This is a genomic window from Paracoccaceae bacterium, from assembly GCA_012103375.1.
Lineage (GTDB): Bacteria > Pseudomonadota > Alphaproteobacteria > Rhodobacterales > Rhodobacteraceae > WLWX01.
Genome location: WLWX01000001.1, coordinates 1999128 through 2021948, shown reverse-complemented (window position 1 = coordinate 2021948; position 22821 = coordinate 1999128). Strand labels below are relative to the sequence as shown.

Annotated in this window: 24 protein-coding genes and 2 pseudogenes; 22 read left to right on the top strand and 4 right to left on the bottom strand. The window is 61.1% G+C overall.

The genetic code is table 11. The features are described from left to right. Positions 1–65: 65 nt before the first annotated feature. Positions 66–752 (bottom strand): rhomboid family intramembrane serine protease, encoded by a 687-nt coding sequence (locus tag GKR99_10265; protein NKB27906.1) that lies wholly within the window; start codon positions 750–752, stop codon positions 66–68. A 79-nt stretch (positions 753–831) separates the two neighbouring features. On the opposite strand from GKR99_10265, the gene trpS reads away from it, so the two are divergent. Both trpS and GKR99_10255 read left to right on the top strand, forming a co-directional pair. Continuing rightward, positions 832–1851 carry a tryptophan--tRNA ligase gene (gene trpS, locus GKR99_10260; GenBank protein ID NKB27905.1) on the top strand — a complete coding sequence of 340 codons (1020 nt, stop codon included), beginning with the start codon at positions 832–834 and terminating at the stop codon, positions 1849–1851. Next, positions 1823–3409, top strand: coding sequence for a trypsin-like serine protease (locus GKR99_10255; protein ID NKB27904.1), 1587 nt, complete (start codon positions 1823–1825; stop codon positions 3407–3409). The genes trpS and GKR99_10255 overlap by 29 nt, the downstream gene beginning before the upstream one ends. Positions 3410–3488: 79 nt before the next feature. On the opposite strand, the gene GKR99_10250 is transcribed toward GKR99_10255, so the two are convergent. Both GKR99_10250 and GKR99_10245 read right to left on the bottom strand, forming a co-directional pair. Beyond that, positions 3489–4268 (bottom strand): hypothetical protein, encoded by a 780-nt coding sequence (locus GKR99_10250; protein NKB27903.1) that lies wholly within the window; start codon positions 4266–4268, stop codon positions 3489–3491. A gap of 100 nt (positions 4269–4368) precedes the next feature. Continuing rightward, positions 4369–4776, bottom strand: coding sequence for a hypothetical protein (locus GKR99_10245; protein NKB27902.1), 408 nt, complete (start codon positions 4774–4776; stop codon positions 4369–4371). Positions 4777–5158: 382 nt separating this feature from the next. Here GKR99_10245 and GKR99_10240 point away from each other — a divergent pair, with 382 nt between their 5' ends. The 11 genes and pseudogenes from GKR99_10240 (at position 5159) to GKR99_10190 (ending at position 15007) form a co-directional block, all read left to right on the top strand. Further along, complete coding sequence (locus GKR99_10240) at positions 5159–5614, top strand: universal stress protein (GenBank protein ID NKB27901.1); 456 nt, start codon at positions 5159–5161, stop codon at positions 5612–5614. Between the two features lie 162 nt (positions 5615–5776). Next, positions 5777–7252 (top strand): hypothetical protein, encoded by a 1476-nt coding sequence (locus GKR99_10235; protein NKB27900.1) that lies wholly within the window; start codon positions 5777–5779, stop codon positions 7250–7252. Positions 7253–7462: 210 nt separating this feature from the next. Then, positions 7463–8023, top strand: a complete 561-nt coding sequence (locus GKR99_10230; GenBank protein ID NKB27899.1) for a NifU family protein — start codon at positions 7463–7465, stop codon at positions 8021–8023. Positions 8024–8026: 3 nt separating this feature from the next. Further along, a complete protein-coding gene (tsaB, locus tag GKR99_10225) occupies positions 8027–8680 on the top strand; it encodes a tRNA (adenosine(37)-N6)-threonylcarbamoyltransferase complex dimerization subunit type 1 TsaB (GenBank protein ID NKB27898.1) in 654 nt (217 codons plus the stop codon). Next, a complete protein-coding gene (locus GKR99_10220) occupies positions 8677–9108 on the top strand; it encodes a GNAT family N-acetyltransferase (protein NKB27897.1) in 432 nt (143 codons plus the stop codon). Before tsaB ends, GKR99_10220 begins: the two co-directional genes overlap by 4 nt. Positions 9109–9236: 128 nt before the next feature. Next, the gene (locus tag GKR99_10215; GenBank protein NKB27896.1) at positions 9237–10235 is read left to right on the top strand and encodes a BMP family ABC transporter substrate-binding protein; all 999 of its coding nucleotides are present in this window, start codon (positions 9237–9239) and stop codon (positions 10233–10235) included. Between the two features lie 6 nt (positions 10236–10241). Beyond that, entirely contained in the window at positions 10242–11822 is a 1581-nt protein-coding gene (locus tag GKR99_10210) for an ATP-binding cassette domain-containing protein (protein NKB27895.1), read from the top strand. Continuing rightward, positions 11822–12937: an ABC transporter permease gene (locus GKR99_10205; GenBank protein NKB27894.1), complete on the top strand. Its 1116-nt coding sequence runs from the start codon at positions 11822–11824 to the stop codon at positions 12935–12937. The genes GKR99_10210 and GKR99_10205 overlap by 1 nt, the downstream gene beginning before the upstream one ends. A 3-nt stretch (positions 12938–12940) precedes the next feature. Beyond that, a complete protein-coding gene (locus GKR99_10200) occupies positions 12941–13567 on the top strand; it encodes a LysE family translocator (GenBank protein NKB27893.1) in 627 nt (208 codons plus the stop codon). A gap of 3 nt (positions 13568–13570) precedes the next feature. Beyond that, positions 13571–14551 carry an ABC transporter permease gene (locus GKR99_10195; protein ID NKB27892.1) on the top strand — a complete coding sequence of 327 codons (981 nt, stop codon included), beginning with the start codon at positions 13571–13573 and terminating at the stop codon, positions 14549–14551. 9 nt (positions 14552–14560) lie between these two features. Further along, positions 14561–15007, top strand: a pseudogene (locus GKR99_10190) (purine-nucleoside phosphorylase). 68 nt (positions 15008–15075) lie between these two features. Here GKR99_10190 and GKR99_10185 read toward each other — a convergent pair. Continuing rightward, on the bottom strand, positions 15076–16461 hold the full coding sequence (locus GKR99_10185; protein NKB27891.1) for an IS1182 family transposase: 1386 nt from the start codon (positions 16459–16461) through the stop codon (positions 15076–15078). Between the two features lie 79 nt (positions 16462–16540). On the opposite strand from GKR99_10185, the pseudogene GKR99_10180 reads away from it, so the two are divergent. From GKR99_10180 to GKR99_10140, 9 genes and pseudogenes are all read left to right on the top strand, one after another. Beyond that, positions 16541–16900, top strand: a pseudogene (locus tag GKR99_10180) (purine-nucleoside phosphorylase). Between the two features lie 76 nt (positions 16901–16976). After that, complete coding sequence (locus GKR99_10175) at positions 16977–17897, top strand: TSUP family transporter (GenBank protein NKB27890.1); 921 nt, start codon at positions 16977–16979, stop codon at positions 17895–17897. Further along, positions 17894–18652: a hypothetical protein gene (locus GKR99_10170; protein NKB27889.1), complete on the top strand. Its 759-nt coding sequence runs from the start codon at positions 17894–17896 to the stop codon at positions 18650–18652. Before GKR99_10175 ends, GKR99_10170 begins: the two co-directional genes overlap by 4 nt. Positions 18653–18759: 107 nt before the next feature. After that, entirely contained in the window at positions 18760–18966 is a 207-nt protein-coding gene (locus GKR99_10165; GenBank protein ID NKB27888.1) for a twin transmembrane helix small protein, read from the top strand. Between the two features lie 2 nt (positions 18967–18968). Beyond that, on the top strand, positions 18969–19541 hold the full coding sequence (locus tag GKR99_10160) for a cob(I)yrinic acid a,c-diamide adenosyltransferase (protein ID NKB27887.1): 573 nt from the start codon (positions 18969–18971) through the stop codon (positions 19539–19541). Positions 19542–19744: 203 nt separating this feature from the next. Continuing rightward, the gene (locus GKR99_10155) at positions 19745–20503 is read left to right on the top strand and encodes an electron transfer flavoprotein subunit beta/FixA family protein (protein NKB27886.1); all 759 of its coding nucleotides are present in this window, start codon (positions 19745–19747) and stop codon (positions 20501–20503) included. Further along, positions 20503–21429 carry an electron transfer flavoprotein subunit alpha/FixB family protein gene (locus GKR99_10150; protein NKB27885.1) on the top strand — a complete coding sequence of 309 codons (927 nt, stop codon included), beginning with the start codon at positions 20503–20505 and terminating at the stop codon, positions 21427–21429. The genes GKR99_10155 and GKR99_10150 overlap by 1 nt, the downstream gene beginning before the upstream one ends. Positions 21430–21591: 162 nt before the next feature. Further along, positions 21592–22089 (top strand): hypothetical protein, encoded by a 498-nt coding sequence (locus tag GKR99_10145; protein ID NKB27884.1) that lies wholly within the window; start codon positions 21592–21594, stop codon positions 22087–22089. Next, positions 22074–22718, top strand: a complete 645-nt coding sequence (locus tag GKR99_10140) for a hypothetical protein (protein ID NKB27883.1) — start codon at positions 22074–22076, stop codon at positions 22716–22718. Before GKR99_10145 ends, GKR99_10140 begins: the two co-directional genes overlap by 16 nt. Positions 22719–22821 lie beyond the last annotated feature (103 nt).

Genomic DNA, 22821 nt, shown 5'->3' with positions numbered 1-22821 from the left:
CAGCCAAAAAAAATCCGCCATCCTGCCGGAACCATTCCATGGCGGTTCCCGCAGATGTGGCCCATTCACCGTTGCCGCAGCCGCGCCAGCAGATGCCGCGCGCCGCCTGGTACCACAAGCGGAGAGATCGCGAAGCCGGTGGCAAAGCCGGCAATCTCGGCCACCCAATCATTGCTGGTCCCGAACAGCACCGAAAACACCAGTTGGAACAGTACCAACACGCCGATCAGTGAAAATGCCCGCCATTGGTTATCGCCGGTGCGGCCGAGATTGACCCACAGGATGAAGGTAAATGCGCCGATCAGCCCGTAAACGGCCGGGAAGGCCCCGGCCAGAGGGACCGGATCGTTCAGCAAGATCGCATAGGCCAGCGCGCCGATAATCGCCGACGCGAAGAACACCACCAGCACGGCAAGCGCGCCCATCACCTCGCCCACGAATTTGCCGAGCGCCAACAGGAAGACGCCCGCGAACAGCGCGTGGGTAAAGCTGAAGTGGATGAACGGATAGGTCACGAAGCGGCGCAGATGTTCCAGCGGCCAGACGCCTTGTGCCAGCATCTGATCCCAGACCTGGCCGAAAAACGCGTAATCCGTCAGCGCCCCGCTGCGCCAGCCGATACCCTGCGCGCCACCGACGAAACCGGCGCTGGCGGCACTCAGCACCAGTTCGCCCGCCGCGATAATCAGAAACAGCAGCATCACCACAGCGGGAATCGGATTGACCGGGTTGGCATCTGGATCGCTGTGCATGTCGGGGCCCTTTCTTGACGCGCGCCTGCGCCATGGCTAAGCGAGCCGGGCAGTAAACGCCAGCCAATCGGAGCCTCCAATGTCCGCCAACTTCACCCCGCGCGTCTTTTCCGGCATTCAGCCCTCGGGCGGATTGACGCTGGGCAATTATCTGGGCGCGATGAAGCGCTTTGTTCAGATGCAGGACACCGGCAGCCATGAGACGGTGTATTGCATGGTCGACCTGCACGCGATCACCGTCTGGCAAGACCCCGCCACGCTGACCCGTGCGACGCGGGAGCTGTGTGCCGGTTTCATCGCCTCGGGCATCGACCCGGAAAAATCCATTCTGATCAATCAGAGCCAGGTGCCCGAACACGCGCAACTGGCCTGGGTGTTCAACTGCGTGGCGCGCATGGGCTGGCTGAACCGGATGACGCAGTTCAAGGACAAGGCGGGCAAGAACCGGGAAAACGCAAGTGTTGGCCTGTTCGCCTACCCTGCCCTGATGGCCGCAGACATCCTGATCTATCACGCCACCCATGTGCCGGTGGGCGAAGATCAGAAGCAGCATCTTGAGCTGACCCGCGACATCGCCGCCAAGTTCAACAACGACTTCGGCGTCGATTTCTTCCCGATCACCGAGCCGGTGATCAAAGGTGCCGCGACTCGGGTGATGAGCCTGCGCGACGGGTCAAAGAAGATGTCGAAAAGCGATCCTTCGGACATGAGCCGGATCAACATGACCGACAGCGAAGACGCAATTGCACAGAAGATCCGCAAGGCGCGGACCGACCCTGACGCCCTTCCGTCCGAGGCAAAGGGCCTTGAGGGGCGCGCCGAGGCTGCGAATCTGATCAACATCTACGCCGCCTTCGCGGATATGGAGGTGGACGCCGTCCTGGCCGAGGTTGGCGGCAAGCAGTTCAGCGAGTTCAAACCAATGCTGGCCGATCTGGCGGTTGCCAAACTGTCGCCGATCAGCGCCGAGATGGCCCGCCTGATGGAACAGCCCGATGAAATCGACGCGATTCTGGCCCGCAGCGCCGTGCGTGCGCGCGAAATCACCGCGCCGATCCTGAAACAGACGTATGAGATTGTGGGGATGGTCGGGGCTTGAAACGACTCTCGGCAAGCGTCAGCATGGGCTGATCTGCCGCCTTGTCGGAGGGGTGCTCATGCGCCGCAATTGTTTACTGCTTTTTTCGTTCCTTCTGTCCATGATTGCCGCGCCTGTTTCGGCGCAAATGATTGAATTCACTGGTGATATTGGTGCGTTTGATCCCCCGGCGTTCGAGGCTTCGGATCTTGAACAGGTCATCGGCTCGGATGAGACCGCGCCGCTGTCGGCGTTCAATGAAACCGATTATTTCCGCAAACTGGCGCTGCCGATCGGGCGGCTGGCGATCGAGCTTAACTCTGGCCGCTCGGCCTATTGCACGGCTGCTTTGGTGCGCCGCGATCTGATTTTGACCAACGCCCATTGTGTGGTCGATGGCGACGGTGCGCCGACAGCGCGGCGGGCCATGCTGCAGATGGGGTATCTGCGCGCCAGCAACCCCGCCGGGACCGAGACATTCGACGTCAACGTCACCACGCCTGCCGAAGTCGGCTCTCCCGGGGCGGTGGGCGCGCCTGATTATGCGCTGCTGCGGCTTGCACCGGGCCAGTCTGCGGATGGCTGGGGGACGATCACCTTGTCCCAGGCGCCGCCGGTGGCCAATGCTTCGCTGGTTATCGTGCATCATCCCGGCGGATTCCCGGCTGTTGTCAGCGCAGGCGGCAATTGCCGCGCAAACACCACGACCGAGGTTGACGTCTTCCACATTTGCGACACGGCAGGCGGATCAAGTGGCGCGCCTGTTTTCATGCTCGGGACAGACCGGGTCATTGCCCTGCACTACCGCAAGGTCGGTCTGTCGGAAAACGCGGCGGTTCGGATTGACACGGTGCTGCAACACTCGACGATATTGTCCGGCGAGCGGCGCAGAATCCATCAGGCAGCCTTGGGCGAATTCCGTGAACGACTGGAGGCGGCAATGCTGCTGCGCGATAGCGAACAATATGCCGAAGCCGAGGTCGCGTTTCTTGCGCTTCAGGACTTCACGATCAAGAAAATCGGGGATGCGAGCGAGGAACACGCGCAGTTGCTGAACCATTTCGGCAGCGTTTACTGGGGGCTTCAGGATCATCAGCGCCGTGTGGGGATTTTTGAGCAAGCCACGCGCATCTATCGGGATCTTGAAGGGCCGGACAGCCTGCGCGCCTATGAAAACGAAGCGAACATGGCCGGTGCATTTTTGTCGATTGATACGCAGAAATCACGTGAAATCGCCGAACGGATTATCGCAACGCTTGATGAGAACCGAAACACTGGTTTCGCACTGGTGCAGAGCCACCAGATTATTGGGGCATCGCACTGGCGTGACGGTGCGCCAGCGGACGCTGTTGGCCACTTTGAAACAGCGCAATCCCTGGCAGACAGGTTCCTGCCTGCGAACCACCATTTAGCGATCGACATCAACGTCGAACGCGGTTTTTTATATGGCGCTCTGGGCCGTTGTAGCGATGCGAAGGCGGCCTATGAAAACGGCCTTGCCGCGTTGGAAAGCAGCGGTCGGCGCGCCCGGGAAAACCACCGTTTGGCGCAATCGCGCCTGGCAGAGTTGCGGTGCTAAAGCGGACACAATGCCGGGGACTTTACCGTACCCCGGCATCAGATTGGACGCGGCGGTCCTGACCCCGGTCGGGGCACGGTTATGCCCCCGGTCCTTTTGGTTTTTTCATGCGCCGCTTGTTGATGTGAAAATCGGGCGCCGCTGCCCCAAGCGTATCGCCTTTGACATAGCGTTTTTCCCAGCCTTTTTTGATCGCAGCGGGGTCATTCGCCTTCAGGCCTGCATTGAAGTTCAGCCGACTGTCGCGCCAGGTTGCGAAACGCTTGGCAAGATCCGGGTCATCCTCAATGTCCAGAATGCGCGGCTCAATCTCTCCGACGACCGAATGGGCGATTGGCGTAATGAAACACAGGCGTTCCCCCTTCGGGATACGGATTTCGCCCGGATAGGCAAAGCGCCAGTTCATCGTGAAGGTGAACGGAAGCCAGTCGGTTTCGACGATGCCTTCCAGCGGTTGCAGGATCGAATAGGCCTGGTTCGGAGAGCCGCGCACCCACAACGCCCAACCCGGTGAGGTGCGGAACAGATAGCCCGGGCTGAACGTCAGGATGCCGTACCCGAAATGCGATGAGGTAAAGCTGGCAACCAGATCCGAGTTTTCGTCTTTCGTGGCGGTGATTTTCAGCGCATCCAGATCATTGCCGCCGGTCCAGCTGACCTTGAATTCCGCCGGCGACAGAAGTTCCCAACCTGTTGCGTTTGCAACCGGCATCGGGATGCAGCGATAGGCGAACCTCTGGTCCGTTGCGTCCATCCACTTGCGACGCGGTTCGGCGGGCACCATGGGCGACGGGTCGGGCCGAAGGCGAAACGCCTTCAGCTCGGGCACGTCGACTGGGGACTCTTCCGGTTCGGCCAAGGGAATCCTATGCGTTTCTTAACGACTGGATCAGAATCAATGCGCCCTGCCTACCGGCTTTGGCATGGAAACGACCCCGATCAGAGACGACCGGATTTCTTTAATTCTGAGGCGACTGGATAGGAGACGTAGGAGGAGATGGCGGCGATGGCGGAGGAGATTGCTGTGGCGACATCGGGGCCGGATCCGACGCACCGTCGATCACATGCAGGCCAACCGTCGGGGCCTGCTGCATGAAGTCATAGCCGACACTGCCAATGAAGTCGTCCTGGACGACACCGACATTCGCGCCGACGCCGAACTGGTTTGTGCTGAAGTAGTAATTGCCGGTCAGTCCGACCGCGCCTTCACCGGATTCGTCGTTCGACCAGACACCTACCGATGCAGCCGTTCCGCCGCCCGCGCCGAATGCGAATGTCAAACCCAGGCTCAGCACGCCATCGGCGGCGACTGGCGTGGCGCCGACCAGGGCGAAAACGGACGTGGATAAAAGAAATGGTTTCAACATATGGCTGCCTCTTGTCCCAGAAATCTGGTCGCAGGCTTAGTATCGCGATCCGCGAACTGTCCATAGTGGATCATCGTTTCGGCGAAATAACTCCGGTGGTGTGCTGCGGCTCTGGATGATGTGGACGCGCCACATTTCAAATCTCACCGCAAATGGCACGACCGTACCGCAAACAACGTTGCCATTTCAGGATTTCCGCGCCGCGGACGCGGTCTTCCTGTCCGGCAACATCCCTAAGGTCACGCCGGTGGCCGAATTCGATGGGCCTCATTGTCAGCTGGGGCCAGCGATGTGCCGGGATTGGGCACATAGCGCCTGAGGCGGGTGGACAGGTCCGCGCCGCTGGGTCATCATCCGGCGACGTTGGCAAAAGGATCATTTCATGCGCAAGTTTCTGGTCGTACTTGACGACAGCCGCGAATGCCTGAACGCGATGCGGTTCGCCGCGATGCGCGCCGCCAACACCGGCGGCGGGGTCGAGGTTCTGGCCGTGATTCCGCCCGAAGAATTCAACCACTGGATCGGCGTCGGAGAGATCATGCGCGAAGAAGCGCGTGAGCGGATTCACGCGCATTTCGAGGTCTTCGCCAAGTGGATGCGCGACCGCCTGGGGGTCGACCCCGAACTGGTGATCCGTGAAGGCGAACCAGTGCCCGAGATCCTGGCCCAGGTGCGCGATGACCCGGAAATCGGCGTCCTTGTCCTGGGTGCGGGCACCGAGAAAAACGGCCCCGGCCCGCTGGTTACACAGCTTTCGCGATCCTCAGGCTCGCTACCTGTACCGGTGACGATTGTTCCTGGCGAGCTGTCCAAGGAACGACTGGAGGCGGTGACCTGACGCGGGGTGTCGACCGGGACGACACAGCTGATCAGAAATGCGCCGGGCGACGATTGAACCCGCCGAAGTCGCTGCGATAGGTTCGCCACGATCCGACGGGGTTTTCCACGGAGCGTTCCGGGGGCTGCCCGTTGCGCGCTGACACATAAAAAGGCTTCTGCGATGAAGCGCATCCTGGCGTTTGGCGTATTCTTTCTGGCGGCTGTGGCCGCTGCGGACGCACGCGCCCAATCCAGCAACGACGACACGGTAGAGGCACCCGCGCCTGCCGCTGTGGACACCCCGAATGCGACGATTGCGTTTGACGCCTCAATCCTGTCGGAACCCGAACGGCGCACCTTGCAGGCGGCCCTGACGTTCAGCGGTGACTATCAGGGCGCGGTCAACGGGGACTGGGATGCGGCCTCACAATCGGCGCTGGTCGCCTATGCGGCGCGCACTCGCGATGGCGCTGTTCCCGGCCCGGAAAATTTGCACACCATCCTTGCCGCGCTCGAAGATGAGCGGCGCGCCAACAGTTGGGAAACCGTCCATTTTGATGGCGCGGGACATTCGCACCTGATGCCATTCGCCCTGATTGAACCGGTGGAAGAAGCCAGCGAGATCGACTTTGAAAGCGTCGACGGGGCGTTTGGGTTTTCGGTGCGGTTCGGGCCAATGGACCGCATGACCTCGATCCACGCGCGGTTAGCCTCGCGACATGTAGGTGAGGGGCCGGCCTTTCGGCGCAGCACACCGGACCAAGTGGTCACGGCGATTGATACGGCCACGGGGCGGCATGTCTTTGCGCGTTCCGACAAGGGGGACGCAGGTTGGGTGACCAGCATCATCTCGGCCGAGCCGGTGCACCGCGCCCGCCTGTCGCTGATGGCGGCAAGTTTCGCGCGCGGAGAGCCACCGATCATTCGCGTGGATCCGCAAGGCCGGCTGGCTGCACTGATCGCACCGGATGAACCCTCGGAAGCGGACATCGCGGCCGAGGCGGCAAAGGGTCCGACAACAGCGAACGCCGCCCGCGGCGCCACGCCCAGCGGCATCGGCACCGGGTTCTACGTGAATAGCACCGATATTCTGACTGCAGCGCATGTGGTGGCCGATTGCGGGCGGGTCTCGCCGGCCAGTGGTGCGCCTTTGCGGGTCACCGTGATGAACGAGGCGCTGGATCTGGCTTTGCTGGCCAGTGGCGCACCATCCCCGTCCTGGCTGGTTCTGGGCGGTTTGCCGGACGCAAGACTGGGTGAGCGGGTGTTCGCGCTGGGCTTTCCCTATGCCGGTATTCTGAGCAGCCGGTTGACCGTGACCGGGGGCAATGTCAGCGCGCTGGATGGTATTTTGCCCGATGAATCACGGCTGATGATCTCGGCCCCGATCCAGCCGGGCAATTCCGGCGGGCCGGTCCTGAACAAGCGCGGCGAGGTGTTGGGCGTGGTCGTGTCGCGGCTGGATGAGTTGACGGTACTGGGGGCGACCGGAACGCTGCCGCAGAACATGAACTTTGCAGTGCCGCCCGATGCCATGATGGGGTTTCTGGAGGATGCAGACGTTCTGTTCCCTGCCCGCCGCGCCGCCCCGTTTCTGGTTGAGGATGGTTTGCCCGAAGGCGTTGAAGACGCAATCGTGCCGATTGAATGTCACTGAAACTTTATTGGTGCGGGACGGGGTTGTGATCGCAGGCCGTGGCTGGGGGCCAGCCCCCAGACCCCCGGAGTATATTTGGCGAAAAGACAATTGGGTTTGGTTTTTCGGCTTGATTGACCAAAAAAGTGACAGTTTTAGAATCGTTCCAAAACTTGACTTCCCGCGTTCCCAAGCGCATCTATGATGCCTGCTTAGAAAGGCGGTGCGCCGATGTTTATCCAGACCGAATCCACTCCGAATCCCGCAACGTTGAAATTCCTGCCGGGCCGTACTGTGTTGGAGGCTGGGACGGCGGATTTTCCGACGCCGGAATCGGGCGCAAAATCCCCGTTGGCGGCGCGGATTTTTGCCGTTGGGGGCGTCACGGGCGTGTTTTTCGGCAATGATTTTGTGACCGTCACCAAGGATGAGGCGACGGAATGGGATCATGTGAAACCCGCGATCCTGGGCGCGATCATGGAGCATTTTCAGTCCAGCGCGCCGGTTGTCGAAGGTGACGACGGCGCTGGTGGGCATGCCAGCCATGATGGGCCGGACAGCGAGATCGTGAACCAGATCAAATCCCTGCTGGACACGCGGGTGCGCCCCGCGGTCGCGCAGGACGGTGGCGACATCACTTTCCACGGGTTTGACCGTGGCGTCGTCTATCTGCACATGCAGGGCGCCTGCGCTGGTTGCCCCTCGTCAACGCTGACGCTGAAGATGGGGATCGAGAATCTGCTGCGTCATTATATCCCCGAAGTTGTCGAAGTGCGCCCCGTCGCGGCCTGAGGCATGGCCAAAGCCGCGCTGACGCTGGGGTTTGATACCTCGCTGGCCCATTGCGGCGCGGCGTTGCTGGTGGATGGCGAATGTGTCGGTGCGCTTTACGAGGATATGGCCAAGGGTCAGGCCGAGCGGCTGATCCCGATGCTGGACGAGGTTCTGGCGCAGGGCGGCGCGTCCTGGCGTGATCTGACGCGGATTGGGGTTGGGATTGGGCCCGGCAATTTCACCGGCATTCGGATCTCGGTTTCAGCGGCGCGCGGGCTGGCCCTTGGGCTGGGTATTCCGGCGATTGGCGTGACGCTGCTGGACGCGCTTGCGTTCGGCACCGATGGTGCCCGCATCGCGATGATCGACGCGCGCCGCGATCACCTTTACCTGCAGGGGTTTGGGGGTGTCGGACCGAGTAAGCCGGGGCTGTTCGCGGCCGAGGATCTGGATCAGTTTCACTCAAGCGGAGTGACCTGTCTGGGCAATTGTTCGGCTGAGCGGATCGTGGCGCTGGGCGGGGTACAGCGCCCGGCGGCTTATGCGCCCGCCTCCGCGATTGCGCGTATTGCAGCGACGCGCGACGTGGTTCCGTGGGTGCGGCCCGCGCCGCTTTATTTGCGGGCGCCGGATGCGGCACCGTCGCGCCATGGCGCGCCGACATTGGCCGGATGACCGCCGCCGCGCTTGCCCTGACCCACAAGCGCGCGATGGCGACACGGCCATGGAGCACCGATGAATTCAGCGCCCTTCTGCAGGCGCCGGGTGTGTTTCTGATCGGCGATGCCACCTGCTTCGCGCTGGGTCGACTTGCGGCTGATGAGGCTGAGTTGCTGACGCTTGCGACAGACCCGGATTTCCGCCGCAGGGGTCTGGCCCGCAAGGCGCTGAACGCGTTTCACGCGACAGCCCGGGACCGGGGTGCAACGGCGGCTTTCCTTGAAGTTGCACATGACAACACGGCGGCAATCGCACTTTACCTTGGGTGCGGCTGGGTCGAAGTCGGGCGACGTGCGGGATATTACGAGAATGACGGCGCAGCCATTGACGCGATCGTTATGCGGCGCGATTTGACGCCTCGTCAGGATGCCCAGCCAGGCTGAGGGCTGTGGATAACCCTCAGAAAGCTATTGACCGCCCTGTCCCACGCTGGCCTTATCCGGGGATGCTGGCGTCTGGCTGCTGTCCGCAGACCCAATGCGCCCAAAAGAAACCAACTGGGAGACTTCCTATGACCCTTATGACCAAATTCCTTGGCGCCACGGCGACCCTGGCCATTTCGGCGACCGCCGCACTGGCCGAGCCGGGGTTGATCATCGACCTTGGCGGCAAATTCGACAAATCCTTCAACGAAAGCGCCTATAACGGTGCGCAGCGCTGGGTCGAAGACACCGGCGGCACCTATCTTGAGACCGAGTTGCAGAACGACGCCCAGCGCGAGCAGAACATGCGCCGCATGGCAGAACGTGGCGCAAACCCGGTTGTGGTTCTGGGCTTTGCCAATGCCTCGACCCTGGAAAAGGTGGCCCCGGATTACCCCGACACCAGCTTTGCGATTGTTGACGTGAACTGGCTGGACCTTGAAAACGTGCAGCAGATCAGCTTTGCCGAACACCAAGGCAGCTATCTTGTCGGCATGATGGCGGCGATGGCGTCCAAGTCGAACACCGTCAGCTTTGTCGGCGGCATGGACGTTCCGCTGATCAGCAAGTTCGCATGCGGGTATACCCAGGGCGTGAAGGCTGTGAATCCGGACATCACCGTTATCCAAAACATGACCGGCACCACCCCGGCAGCCTGGAATGACCCGGTTAAAGGTGGGGAATTGACCAAGGCGCAGATCAGCCAGGGGTCTGATGTTGTGTTTGCTGCCGCTGGCGGCACCGGCGTCGGCGTTCTGCAGGCAGCCGCCGACGAAGGCATCCTGTCAATCGGCGTGGACAGCAACCAGAACTATCTGCACCCCGGCTCGGTCCTGACGTCGATGGAAAAGCGCGTGGACAATGCAGTCTATAACGCGTTCCAGACCTTTAATGATGGGACGTTCGAGACGGGCGTGATCACACTGGACCTGGAAGCTGAAGGCGTTGGCTATGCAGTGGATGAGCATAACGCCGCGCTGATCACGGATGACATGAAGGCTGCGGTTGATGAAGCGCGCGCCAAAATCATCGCTGGCGAGATCATGGTCCATGATTACACCACCGATGGCAGCTGCCCGGTCATGTAAGCGGATATGACCGATACAACAACACAGGGGCGACCCGAACAGGCCGTCCCATCCAGCGGAAAAGCCCCGGCGATCGAGCTGAAGGGTATTTCGAAGGCGTTCGGGCCGGTACAGGCCAACAAGGACATCGCGATTCGCGTTATGCCGGGCACGATCCACGGCATTATCGGCGAAAACGGCGCCGGGAAATCCACGCTGATGTCGATCCTCTATGGGTTTTACAAGGCCGATAAGGGTGAGATTTTCATCAACGGCAACAAGACCGATATCCCCGACAGCCAGGCCGCGATCCGCGCCGGTATCGGGATGGTGTTCCAGCACTTCAAACTGGTCGAAAATTTCACAGTTCTGGAAAACGTCGTGCTGGGGGCCGAGGATGGCGCGTTGCTGCGCCCCTCGCTGGCCAAGGCACGCAAGCTTCTGACAGAGCTGGCAAAAGAATACGAACTGAACGTCGACCCTGATGCGCTGATCGAAGACCTCGGTGTGGGCATGCAACAGCGGGTCGAGATCCTGAAAGCGCTGTATCGGCAGGCTGATATCCTGATCCTGGATGAACCCACCGGCGTGCTGACCCCGGCCGAGGCGGATCACCTTTTCCGTATCCTCGACAACCTTAAGGCCGAGGGGAAAACCATCATCCTGATCACCCACAAGCTGCGCGAGATTATGGACGTCACCGACACCGTCAGCGTGATGCGCCGAGGAGAGATGACGGCGACGGTCAAAACCTCTGAAACAAGCCCGGAAGAACTGGCCGAACTGATGGTCGGTCGCAAGGTGCTGTTGCGGGTGGACAAAAAACCTGCGTCGCCGGGCAAGACGGTGCTGGAGGTCAAGAACCTCAACGTCACGGATGAGGCCGGGGTGAAACGGCTGAAGGATGTGTCGTTGTCCGTCCGGGCCGGGGAAATCCTGGGCATCGCAGGCGTGGCCGGGAACGGGCAATCGGAATTGCTGGACGTGCTGGGCGGGATCGATCACGGCACCGGAACGGTGGAACTGAACGGAGAGGCGATTGACCTGACGGGTAAGTACTCGGACGGGAAATCGCGGCGGGATCGCGGGATTGCGCATGTGCCCGAGGATCGCCAGCGGCGCGGATTGATCATGGATTTCGCAGCCTGGGAAAATGTGGCCTTCGGCTATCACGATGACGTCGCTTATCAGAAGAATGCCTGGCTGATGGACAACGCCGCGTTGCGCGCCGAGACCGAGGCCAAGATGGAGCGTTTCGACGTGCGCCCGCCGGACCCAAAGCTGGCGGCCAAGAACTTCTCGGGCGGGAACCAGCAGAAAATCGTCCTCGCGCGCGAGATTGAGCGGAACCCAGATCTGCTGTTGATCGGTCAGCCGACGCGCGGTGTGGACATCGGCGCCATCGAGTTCATTCACAAACAGATTGTCGCGCTGCGCGATCAGGGCAAGGCGATCCTGTTGGTCAGCGTTGAACTGGATGAAATCATGAGTCTGTCAGACCGGATCGCGGTGATGTTCGACGGGCAGATCATGGGCGAACGCCTGCCCGGCGAAACCGACGAAAAGAAGCTTGGCCTGTTGATGGCCGGCGTGACGGAGGGCGCGTAATGGATAAGATGCCACGCTGGGCCGACGTGTTCCTGACGCCGCTGATCAGTCTGATTCTGGCCTTCTTCGTGTCCGGGCTGGTGGTTTTGTATATCGGCGAAGATCCGTTCCGCGCCGTGTCGATCCTGATCGAAGGGTCGATCGGGTCGGCGTATGCGTGGGGCTATACGCTTTATTACGCCACTAATTTCATCTTTACGGGTCTGGCCGTGGCGATTGCGTTCCACGCCCGCATGTTCAACATCGGCGGCGAAGGTCAGGCCGCGATCGGCGGGCTGGGTGTGGCCTTGGTGTGCCTGATGATCCCCTGGCCGCATTGGGCGCTGGCCCTGCCCGTAGCCGTTGCCGCAGGCGCGATATTCGGCGCAGGCTGGGCCGCGGTTCCCGCGTACCTGCAGGCCAGACGTGGCAGTCACATCGTGATTACCACGATCATGTTCAACTTCATTGCCGCCGCCTTGCTGGCCTATGTGATTGTTGAGGTCCTGAAAGCGCCGGGTCAGATGTCGCCTGAATCCTCGGCCTTCAACGAAGGTTCCAACCTGCCCAGGATCGCCGATTTCTTGCGCACGCTGGGTCTGGCATGTGAAGGCCGCCCGCTGGAGCGCGTCTGCCGCGCGCCGCTGAACATTGCCTTCATTCTGGCCCTGCTTGCCTGTTTCGGGGTCTGGCTGCTGATCTGGCGCACGCGACTTGGCTATGAAATCCGCTCGTTCGGGCATTCTGAAGAAGCGGCGACTTATGCCGGGATTTCTTCGTTCAAGATCACCATGATCGCGATGCTGATTTCGGGCGGGTTGGCCGGGCTGATGGCGATCAATGCCGTCATGGGCGAGGCCGAGCGTCTGGTGATCGACGCCGTTCAGGGGGCCGGATTCATCGGCATCGCCGTGGCGCTGATGGGCCGGTCGCACCCGGTCGGCGTTTTCCTGGCGGCGCTGCTGTTTGGCGCGCTTGTGCAGGGCGGTGCCGAGTTGGAGTTCGAGATTCCGGCCATCACGCGCGACATGATCGTGGTCATTCAGGCGCTGGTGATCCTGTTCACCGGGGCGCTGGACAACATGGTGCGGATACCGCTGGAACGGATGTTCCTGGCCCGACGAAAGGCCGGTTGAGCGATGCTGGCTGAGTGGCTTCCCAATCTGCTGTTGTCCTGGGGCGTTCAGGCAACGGGCGTCGCGTCGCCCGGACCCGGTGTGGCGCTGAACCTCGGGCTTGCCACGTCGCAGGGGCGTCGCCCCGCCGTGCTGGCCTGTCTGGGCATCGGGTTGGCCGCCATACTGATGGCCGCGGCCACAGTCATGGGGTTGGCCCCGATCTGGGCAGAATTTGCCTGGATCGCCACCGGGCTGAAACTGTTGGGGGCTGCCTTTCTGGTCTGGCTTGCCTACGGGGCCTTCCGCAGATCGCTAAGCCCACCTCCGCCGCCGTCAGCCAAGCCGCCACATAGGACGGGGTCCAGCATCGCCTATGGTTTCCTAATGCAGTTGATCAATCCCAAGGCGATGGTCTTTTGGTTAGCGGTCGCAGCCCTCGGTGGTCTGGGTCAGGCGCCGTTGCCGGTGGTGCTGATCTTCCTGATTGGCGCTTTCGCCATCTCGTTCGGCGGGCACGGACTTTGGGCCGTCGCGCTGTCCTCGACACCGTTCCGCGCGATTTATGCCCACGCCCGCCGCTGGGTCGAGGGTGCGCTGGGGGCGTTCTTCGCCTTTGCTGCTTTCAAACTAGCCACGACGAGGATCTGAGACATGGATCTGCTTACCATCCTGCAAATTCTTGACTCGTCCCTGCGACTGGCCACGCCGCTGCTGTTCGCCTGTTTGGCCGGATTGTTTAGCGAGCGGTCGGGGATTTTCGATATCGGGCTGGAAGGCAAGATGCTAATCGCTGCGTTCTTTTCCGCCGCCTTCGCCTATACCACCGGCAGTGTCTGGCTGGGCATGCTGGCGGGCATTGCCGGTTCGATGGCGCTTGCGGCGGTGCATGGCGTTGCTTCGGTCACGTTCCGGGGCAATCAGCTGATCTCGGGCGTGGCGATCAACTTTCTGGCCGCCGGGTTCACCGTGCTGATTGCGCAGAACTGGTTCGGCCAGGGCGGCCGCACCCCGGCGGTTTCCGGCGCGGCGCGGTTTGAGGGGCTGAACTGGCCCGGTGCGCTGGAACGATCCGAGGATATCCGAAATGCCTCGCCCTTGATGCAGCTGTATTCCGAGCTGATTTCGGGCCACACGTTCCTGACCTATGTTGCACTGATCACAGTGCCGATCACCTGGTACATCCTGTTTCGAACCCGGTTCGGCCTGCGGCTGCGCGCGGTGGGCGAAAACCCCGGTGCGGTTGATACCGCCGGTGTCAGCGTGACGACCCTGCGATACATCGCCGTCGGAATCGCCGGATTGCTGTGCGGGCTGGCGGGGGCCTATCTGGCGACCGGGCTGGCCGCGGGCTTCGGCAAAGAGATGACGGCAGGGCGCGGGTTTATCGCGCTGGCGGCGCTGATCTTTGCCAAGTGGCGGCCCTGGTATGCGCTGTTCGCCTGCCTTCTGTTCGGGTTCCTGCAATCGCTGTCACTCAGGCCCGATGCGGTGAACAGTCTGCTGCGGTTTGACGTTCCCGGTCAGCTGCTTGACGCGCTGCCCTATATCCTGACCGTGGTCATTCTGGCCGGATTCGTCGGCAAGGCGATCCCGCCGTGCGCCGGTGGCGAACCCTATGTCAAAGAACGCTGATCGACGCATATGAGCCTGCAATCCCTGACCAAACTGATCCGTGACCGCGCGGGGATCGCACCGGTGTCCGCCGGGCTGATCCTGGGTTCGGGCCTTGGGCATCTGGCCGAGGCGGTGGACGGCGTTGCCATCCCCTACAAAGACCTGCCGGGGTTTCCCCATGCGGGCGTATCGGGCCACAATCCGCAGCTGGTGATCGGCGATCTGGAAGGCACCCGCGTTGCGATATTCGGCGGACGCTCGCATTACTATGAAAGCGGGCGCGGGGACGCGATGCGCCTGCCGCTGGAAGTGCTCAAAGCGCTTGGTGCCTCGACCCTGATTGCGACCAATGCCGCGGGTTCAATGCGCCCGGACATCCCGCCCGGCAAGTTGATGTTGCTGAGTGATCATATCAATTTCTCAGGGCTTAATCCGCTGATCGGCGAACAGTCGGACGACCGCTTTGTGCCGATTCTGTGGAAAAACAACGTGTTGCGGGCGCAGAAAGTAGCGATTTGAACATAGCGCGAGCGCCTTTCTGATCAGGCTTTGCGCGTTTGCTGCGGTGCAGGAAAGATCTTTGCCAGTTTGCGAAGGTTTTGGGCAGTGGCGGCGAGCAGGAATTCGTCATTTGCGCCGCATGGTCCACGTAATCGGAGCCGTCCCAGGCCGAGAATGCGCTTGAGGTGGGCAAAGAGCATTTCGACCTTCTTCCGGAGCTTCACCGAGATCTTGTATTGCGGCGTTTTGGCGATTGCGCGGGCGATGTCGCGAGCGTCCTCATGTTCCTCACGGGTGATCTTACGGGCGTCGGCATTCGGGCAGCACTTCGGCTTGGAAGGACAGGATTGGCAGGTGTGCTTCAGCGCTTGGTACTTGGCCACGCCCTTGCCGGTTGGGCCGCGATTGGGGTCGGAGTAGTTTCGGCGGAACTGCTTCAGAGCCTCGCCTTCCGGGCAGATGTATTGATTGTTCTCGGCATCCCATTCGAAGTCAGCTCGGGACCAGGTGCCATCGGTGCGCCCGGCTTTGTCGAAGACCGGGATGTGCGGTGCGATCTTTTCACCCACCAGCCATCCGAGCATGGGTCCCGATCCGTAGGCGGTGTCGGCGATCAGCCGTTCGGGATGAAGATCGAAGCGCTCTTTGGCCCGCTTCAGCATCGTCTTGGTTGACCCCACCTCGGCTTGACGGATCGACCGTGTCGCTTCCACGTCGACGATGACACCATGATCGGTATCGATGAGATAGTTGTCGGAGTAGGCAAAAAATGCGGGACCCTTACGCGCCGCCGTCCACTGGCTGGCTGGGTCGGAATAGGACGTGAACTTTGGCTCGACCGGTGTCGCTGCTCCGAATGCGGCCTCATCCAGAGTGTCGAGATACTCGCGGACCGCGCGGGGTGCAGCGTCTGCATCGATCCGCGCAATGTCCCATTCTTCCTTTGGCGCAGAGTACTGCTTGTTGGCATCCGCCTCGATCAAGCTGGCATCGACGGCCAGGCGCTGACCGCTGACGAGACCTTCGGCGATGCATCGCGCGACCGTGGTCTCGAAGAGATGGCGCAGCAGCTCACTCTCGCGGAACCGACCATGCCGGTTCTTTGAAAAGGTCGAGTGATCCGGCACCCGATCGGCCAGGTCGAGCCGACAAAACCACCTGTACGCGAGGTTCAAGTGTACCTCTTCACAGAGCCGCCGCTCGGACCGGATGCCGAAGCAGTAACCGACGATCAGCATCCGGATCAGCAGTTCAGGATCGATCGAAGGACGACCGGTGTGGCTGTAGAAATCGGCAAGATGGGCGCGGATGCTGCTCAGATCGACGAAACGATCAATCGATCGCAGCAGGTGATCTTGCGGGACATGGTCTTCCAGCGAGAACTCATAGAACAGCGCCGCCTGTGCTTCCTGCCTCGGTCCCATCATGGCTGATCCTCCCGCTTGTTGAGAGGATTGAATCAGCGCCATAGCCCTCGATCAAGCAGGAGTTTTTCAACAAAATTGGCCCATGGGCGATGCCTATGATCCGGGCCTTCGCGCCGCGCTTCTGGCCGCCGCCAAGGCCGAGGGGATTGGCCTGAACGAGGGCGTCTATGCCTGGTATTCGGGCCCATCCTTCGAAACCCCGGCCGAGATCCGGGCACAGAAGATCCTGGGGGCGGACGCTGTCGGCATGTCAACTGTCCCCGAGGTGATCCTGGGCCGGTTCCTGGGGCTGCGCTGCGCCGCTGTGTCGGCGATCACCAATATGGCGCAGGGGATGGGCGACGAATCGATCAGCCACGCCCATACTAAACTGATGGCCCCAGTGGGTGCTGCCAAGCTGGAACGTATCTTGCGCCGGGCGCTGTCCACCGGCCTGTGATAGCCCCCTGCGTCAGCTTGACGGTTTTCAAGTCGCCTTACCTTCGCTATGACGCAGCCATCCATTCGGAACGCTGATGAACATCTACCTGCCCATAGCCGAGGTTTCAGTGAACGCCTTCCTCCTTCTTGGGTTGGGCGGGATCGTCGGTGTGCTGTCGGGAATGTTCGGTGTCGGTGGCGGTTTCCTGATGACGCCGCTGCTGTTCTTTATCGGTATCCCTCCGGCGGTGGCCGTCGCGACCGAGGCGAACCAGATTGTCGCCTCGTCCTTTTCGGGGGTTCTGGCGCATCTGAAACGCAAGACCGTTGACCTGAAGATGGGCGCCGTGTTGCAGGTGGGCGGCCTGATCGGGGCGGCCCTGGGTGTTCAGATCTTCAACTATCTGAAGTCGCTGGGTCAGGTCGATCTGCTGGTGACGCTGTGCTACGTGGTGTTCCTTGGCATCATCGGTGCGCTGATGTTCGTCGAAAGCCTGCGCGCGATCCGGCGTTCCAAGAAGCCCGGCGCGCGGCCTGTGCGCAAGAAGCACAACTGGATTCACGCCCTGCCCTTCAAGATGAAGTTCCGCACCTCGGGGCTGTATCTGTCGGTCATTCCGCCGATTGTCGTGGGCATCGTTGTCGGCATACTGGCGGCGATCATGGGCGTTGGCGGCGGCTTTATCATGGTTCCGGCGATGATCTATATCCTTGGCATGCCGACGAAAGTTGTGGTTGGCACGTCGCTGTTTCAAATCATTCTGGTGACCGCATTCACCACCATGCTGCACGCGACGACCAACTTCACCGTCGACATGATGCTGGCCGTTCTGTTGCTGATCGGGGGCGTCATCGGGGCGCAGATCGGCACGCGGATCGGGGTGAAACTGAAGGCGGAACAATTGCGCATCGCGCTGGCCATTATGGTTCTGGCGGTCTGTGGCAAGCTGGCGATGGATCTGTTGCTGCAACCGTCCGAGCTCTATTCGCTGGGTGCGGCGGGGGGCCACGGATGATCCGCCTGGCGCTGATCCTTGTGATGCTGGCGTCCCCGGTTGCCGCGCAAGAGGTCATCGCCTCGCTGACGCAAAACCGAGTGTCGATCACCGCGAATTTCGACGGGTCCGAGATTACCATATTCGGTGCCGTAAAGCGGGATGCGCCGGAAGGTGACGAAGACCTGGGCATCGTCATCACCGTCGCCGGACCTGACAAACCGGTGGTGGTCCGGCGCAAGGAAAAGCAGGCTGGCATCTGGATCAACGCCGATGCGGTCGAGGTTGATGCAGCCCCCAGTTTCTATGCGGTTTCGACCTCGGGTCCGTTGCGCGATGTTCTGGCGGATGTCGAGTATCTGCGCCACAAAATCAGCATCCCGCGCGCGATCCGCTCTGTCGGTGCGCCGATGGGGATCGCGGATCCTGAAAGCTTTACCGAAGCGCTGATCCGAATTCGCACCGCGAATTCACTGTATCAGATGAACGAGGGCGCGGTTCTTCTGGAAAGTGCGACGTTGTTCCAGACCTCGGTGGCACTGCCTGCAAATCTGATCGAAGGTGTCTATCAGGCGCGGATATACCTGACCAACGCGGGGCGCGTCATCTCGCAGTTCGATACGACAATTGATGTGCGCAAGGTCGGGCTAGAGCGGTTTTTGTTCAATCTGGCGCATGACAACCCGGTGGCCTATGGGTTGCTGTCGCTGTTCATCGCCATTGCCGCGGGCTGGGGCGCGTCGGCGTTCTTCCGGTATCTTTCAAGCCGCGCCTAGGTCCGGGATGGTGTCTGGTCGACCCCGCCAAAGGGCGAACTGCGGCGCGGCAGTTACACTTTCGCCCGGCGCGGTCTACATAGCGGCCAAACGGAACGGAGCCTGCAATGCTGAATGACCCGCTGTTTATCGTCGTCGCCATTTCCACCCTTGTGGTGCTGGCGATCCTGCTGTTTGGCATCGGCACCTTCGCCAAGGGTGGCGAATTCAACCGCAAGCACGCCAACAAGATCATGCGTTACAGGATCTTGGCGCAGGCGATTGCGGTTGCCGTGATTTTGGCGTTCGTCTTCTTCCGCCGCATGGGGGGCTGAGCATGGTTGTCCTGAACAAGATCTACACACGCACCGGTGACGGCGGCGATACGGCGCTGGGCAACGGCGAACGGGTCGCGAAACATTCGGCGCGTGTCGGCGCCTATGGCACGGTTGATGAGTTGAATGCGACCGTTGGCCTTGCCGCTTTGCACGCTGACGGGACACTCGCCCCCCGGCTTGCCATGATCCAGAACGACCTGTTCGATCTGGGCGCAGACCTTTGCCGCCCTGAAATGGAGAAGGACGCCACCGCCGAATATCCGCCGCTGCGGATCGTCACGGCGCAAACCGACCGGCTGGAGGCCGAGATTGATGCCATGAACGACGCGCTGGAACCGCTGCGCAGCTTTATCCTGCCAGGCGGATCAGCACTGGCCGCGCATCTGCACCTGTGCCGCACCGTTGCGCGCCGGGCGGAACGACTGGCGGTGGAATTGGCAGGCACCGAACAGGTCAACCCGGCGGCAATCAAATACCTCAACCGTTTGTCCGACTGGTTCTTTGTTGCCGCACGGATCGCCAATGATGACGGCAAGGCCGACGTGCTGTGGATTCCGGGCGCAAACCGGTGAGGACCGAACCGGCGGGGCGTCCAGTGGACGCACCGGCGCACGGAAGCGCAGCGCCACGGGACTAGGGCCAGAACCCATGAGGAAAAGCGCGACGTTGCGCCACCCTTCGGTGTCGCTTTTTTCCTGTTTCCGCACCACACACTCGGCTAACAGACGCATGCCACCCGGGGCTTGCCGGGCGATAACCTGAGGAGAACTGCGCGATGAAGGTCCTGGTGCCTGTCAAGCGAGTGATCGACTATAACGTGAAAGTCCGTGTCAAAGCGGATGGTTCCGGGGTCGACCTTGCCAATGTGAAAATGTCGATGAACCCGTTTGACGAGATTGCCGTCGAACAGGCGATCCGCTTGAAAGAGGCCGGTCAGGCCGAAGAAATCATCGCCGTGTCGGTCGGGGTGAAGCAGAATCAGGAAACCCTGCGCACAGCACTGGCCATGGGTGCGGATCGCGCGATCCTGATCATCGCCAGCGATGACGTGCACAACGACATCGAGCCGCTGACCGTCGCCAAACTGCTGAAAGCGGTTGTTGACGAAGAAGCGCCGGGCCTGGTGCTTTGCGGCAAGCAGGCGATCGACAATGACATGAACGCCACCGGCCAGATGCTGGCCGCGCTGATGGGCTGGTCGCAAGGCACCTTCGCCAGCGGGCTGGAGATCGACGGCGACAGCGCCAATGTCACGCGCGAAGTTGATGGCGGCTTGCAGACCGTCAAGATCAAGATGCCTGCGGTTGTGACCGTGGACCTGCGCCTGAACGAACCGCGCTATGCCTCGCTTCCCAACATCATGAAGGCCAAGAAGAAGCCGCTGGATGAGAAGACGCCAGAAGATTACGGCGTCGATGCCAGCCCCCGGCTGGAGATCGTCAAGACGAGTGAGCCTGAGGCACGCAAAGCCGGCGTCATCGTCGGATCGGTCGATGAACTGGTCGAAAAACTGAACGTAGCGGGGGTACTCTGATGGCTGTTCTGCTTTTGGGAGAGGTCAACGACGGCGAATTGGCGATGGACGCCACCGCCAAGGCCGTGGCCGCCGCCGCCCCGCTGGGTGACATCACCGTGCTATGCGCCGGGGCCACTTGCGCCGCTGCGGCGGCAGAGGCTGCGACGATTGACGGCGTGTCCAAAGTGCTCTGCGCTGAGGACGCGCTTTATGGTCACCGGCTGGCGGAACCGTCAGCGGCGCTGATCGTGTCACTTGCCGGGGATTATTCGCACATCGTGGCCCCGGCGACGACGGATGCGAAGAATATCCTGCCGCGCGTTGCCGCGCTGCTCGACGTCATGGTCATCTCGGACATAACCGAGATCATTGACGCCGACACGTTCGAACGTCCGATCTATGCCGGGAATGCCTTGCAGACGGTGAAATCGGGTGATGCGACCAAAGTCGTCTCGATCCGCACCGCCAGTTTTGATGCCGCCGGGACCGGCGGGTCGGCCCAGGTCGAAAACACTGGCGCGGCGTCCGATCCGGGCCTGTCCGCTTGGGTCGAAGACAAGGTCGCCGCCAGCGACCGGCCCGAGCTGACCAGCGCCGGTGTGGTCGTGTCCGGTGGTCGTGGCGTCGGATCGAAGGACGACTTCGCGCTGATCGAGTCATTGGCCGACAAGCTGGGCGCCGCGGTTGGCGCATCCCGCGCAGCGGTCGATTCCGGTTATGCCCCGAACGACTGGCAGGTTGGCCAGACCGGCAAGGTCGTGGCCCCGGACCTGTACGTCGCCGTCGGTATCTCGGGCGCGATCCAGCACCTTGCGGGAATGAAGGACTCCAAAGTCATCGTCGCGATCAACAAGGACGAAGAAGCGCCGATCTTCCAGGTGGCGGACTACGGGCTTGTCGCGGATCTGTTCACGGCGGTTCCGGAGCTGGTTGAGAAGCTATAGCGCAAGGACTGATTGAAGCCGCGAAAGCCCGCCGGAATTGGCGGGCTTTCTTTGTGTTTCTGATGTCCGGTCTGAGGCCTATGTGTGGGTGACCAAAATTCCCGATTTGCAACGATGAATTGCGTGTGGACGCGTCGCCGTCTAGCTTGCAAGCTGGAGGACGTGAAGGAAGTGTTTGGACGAACAGTTATCGGCTTTGCCGCAGCAATGCTCGTCTCTCTTGCTGGAATTGCAAGTGCGGACGCGGAAGGCATTCTTGATGATCACTCTTTTTCAGGAATGATCGGACCAGTCGAAAATCCCGACCTCGAGGACAGCCTCTATTTCGACGATGGCCATTTTTGGTCCGACATCTGCACGCGCTGTGGGTTCGTCCCGGGTCCCTATGAAACGGAAGCGACCGCTGCTGGTGTTCGCTTCACCGGCACTCTTGAAAGCAGCAGCCGCGGTCGTTTCGACTACGATGGACTGGTGGGCAACGACGGGACGATCCGCGTATCAATATTTTGGGAGCGGCGCCGATGGTACTGGACGTCCAGACGCGAAATCGTCTTCGTTGGACAACGCAAAACAGGAGCTGAGACGGCTTCACTATCTGACATGCGCCAGGAGATGCAGTTGATGGATCCGGAGGGCAACCCGATGTGCGCGCGTTTTTGAAAGGGATTTGGGCAAAGCGAAAAGCAATCGTCTTTTACGGGTTGCTGCTTTTGGGTGGCTGGTTCTTGGGTGATCTTTTGAAGAACCTCACTGTGCCAGAGATGCGCCCGATGAATGAGCCGATGATTCATCGAATTGTGATGACAGCTTTCATAGCCTTTGTCGTTCTTGCAGCCATTCCATTTGTCCCCGGAGCGGAGATAGGCTTTGCACTACTCCTGTTGTTTGGTGGCCAGATCGCACCGCTGGTATACCTTGGCATGGTCGGGGCGTTGATCCTGTCCTTTGTCATCGCGAGACTTGTTCCTACACACATTCTGGCACGCCTTTTGGTTTGGCTTGGTCTGACAAAGGCTGCAAACTTTGTCACCGATCTTGGTGATATCCAGCCGGATCACCGCGTGCGAAAACTCTCAATGATAATGCCGTCTAATCTGGGTCGGCGACTGATCTCGCAAAGATATTTATTGCTGGCCGTGGCGCTCAATACACCGGGAAACTCGCTTCTGGGAGGCGGAGGAGGCCTTGCATGCATCGCCGGTGCTTCGCGGCTGATTCCATTCTGGCCTTACGTGGCAGTTGTCTTTTGTGCCGTGGCCCCCGTGCCATTGTTCTTCTTCTTAGCTTAAGCATTGAACGGCGGCTCTGTCCCGTCTGGCCGCAAATCGACCGAAGATTTCGTGACGAACAAAACCCGGGCTCTGGGGTGGCAAACTGATGCACCGGTCTGCC

Excerpts from the sequence above, each read along its gene's own strand:
- GKR99_10265 (NKB27906.1), bottom strand. The coding sequence starts at position 752 with ATGCACAGCGATCCAGATGCCAACCCGGTCAATCCGATTCCCGCTGTG.
- trpS (NKB27905.1), top strand. The coding sequence starts at position 832 with ATGTCCGCCAACTTCACCCCGCGCGTCTTTTCCGGCATTCAGCCCTCG.
- GKR99_10255 (NKB27904.1), top strand. The coding sequence starts at position 1,823 with ATGAGATTGTGGGGATGGTCGGGGCTTGAAACGACTCTCGGCAAGCGT.
- GKR99_10245 (NKB27902.1), bottom strand. The coding sequence starts at position 4,776 with ATGTTGAAACCATTTCTTTTATCCACGTCCGTTTTCGCCCTGGTCGGC.
- GKR99_10240 (NKB27901.1), top strand. The coding sequence starts at position 5,159 with ATGCGCAAGTTTCTGGTCGTACTTGACGACAGCCGCGAATGCCTGAAC.
- GKR99_10235 (NKB27900.1), top strand. The coding sequence starts at position 5,777 with ATGAAGCGCATCCTGGCGTTTGGCGTATTCTTTCTGGCGGCTGTGGCC.
- GKR99_10230 (NKB27899.1), top strand. The coding sequence starts at position 7,463 with ATGTTTATCCAGACCGAATCCACTCCGAATCCCGCAACGTTGAAATTC.
- tsaB (NKB27898.1), top strand. The coding sequence starts at position 8,027 with ATGGCCAAAGCCGCGCTGACGCTGGGGTTTGATACCTCGCTGGCCCAT.
- GKR99_10220 (NKB27897.1), top strand. The coding sequence starts at position 8,677 with ATGACCGCCGCCGCGCTTGCCCTGACCCACAAGCGCGCGATGGCGACA.
- GKR99_10215 (NKB27896.1), top strand. The coding sequence starts at position 9,237 with ATGACCCTTATGACCAAATTCCTTGGCGCCACGGCGACCCTGGCCATT.
- GKR99_10210 (NKB27895.1), top strand. The coding sequence starts at position 10,242 with ATGACCGATACAACAACACAGGGGCGACCCGAACAGGCCGTCCCATCC.
- GKR99_10205 (NKB27894.1), top strand. The coding sequence starts at position 11,822 with ATGGATAAGATGCCACGCTGGGCCGACGTGTTCCTGACGCCGCTGATC.
- GKR99_10200 (NKB27893.1), top strand. The coding sequence starts at position 12,941 with ATGCTGGCTGAGTGGCTTCCCAATCTGCTGTTGTCCTGGGGCGTTCAG.
- GKR99_10195 (NKB27892.1), top strand. The coding sequence starts at position 13,571 with ATGGATCTGCTTACCATCCTGCAAATTCTTGACTCGTCCCTGCGACTG.
- GKR99_10185 (NKB27891.1), bottom strand. The coding sequence starts at position 16,461 with ATGATGGGACCGAGGCAGGAAGCACAGGCGGCGCTGTTCTATGAGTTC.
- GKR99_10175 (NKB27890.1), top strand. The coding sequence starts at position 16,977 with ATGAACATCTACCTGCCCATAGCCGAGGTTTCAGTGAACGCCTTCCTC.
- GKR99_10170 (NKB27889.1), top strand. The coding sequence starts at position 17,894 with ATGATCCGCCTGGCGCTGATCCTTGTGATGCTGGCGTCCCCGGTTGCC.
- GKR99_10165 (NKB27888.1), top strand. The coding sequence starts at position 18,760 with ATGCTGAATGACCCGCTGTTTATCGTCGTCGCCATTTCCACCCTTGTG.
- GKR99_10160 (NKB27887.1), top strand. The coding sequence starts at position 18,969 with ATGGTTGTCCTGAACAAGATCTACACACGCACCGGTGACGGCGGCGAT.
- GKR99_10155 (NKB27886.1), top strand. The coding sequence starts at position 19,745 with ATGAAGGTCCTGGTGCCTGTCAAGCGAGTGATCGACTATAACGTGAAA.
- GKR99_10150 (NKB27885.1), top strand. The coding sequence starts at position 20,503 with ATGGCTGTTCTGCTTTTGGGAGAGGTCAACGACGGCGAATTGGCGATG.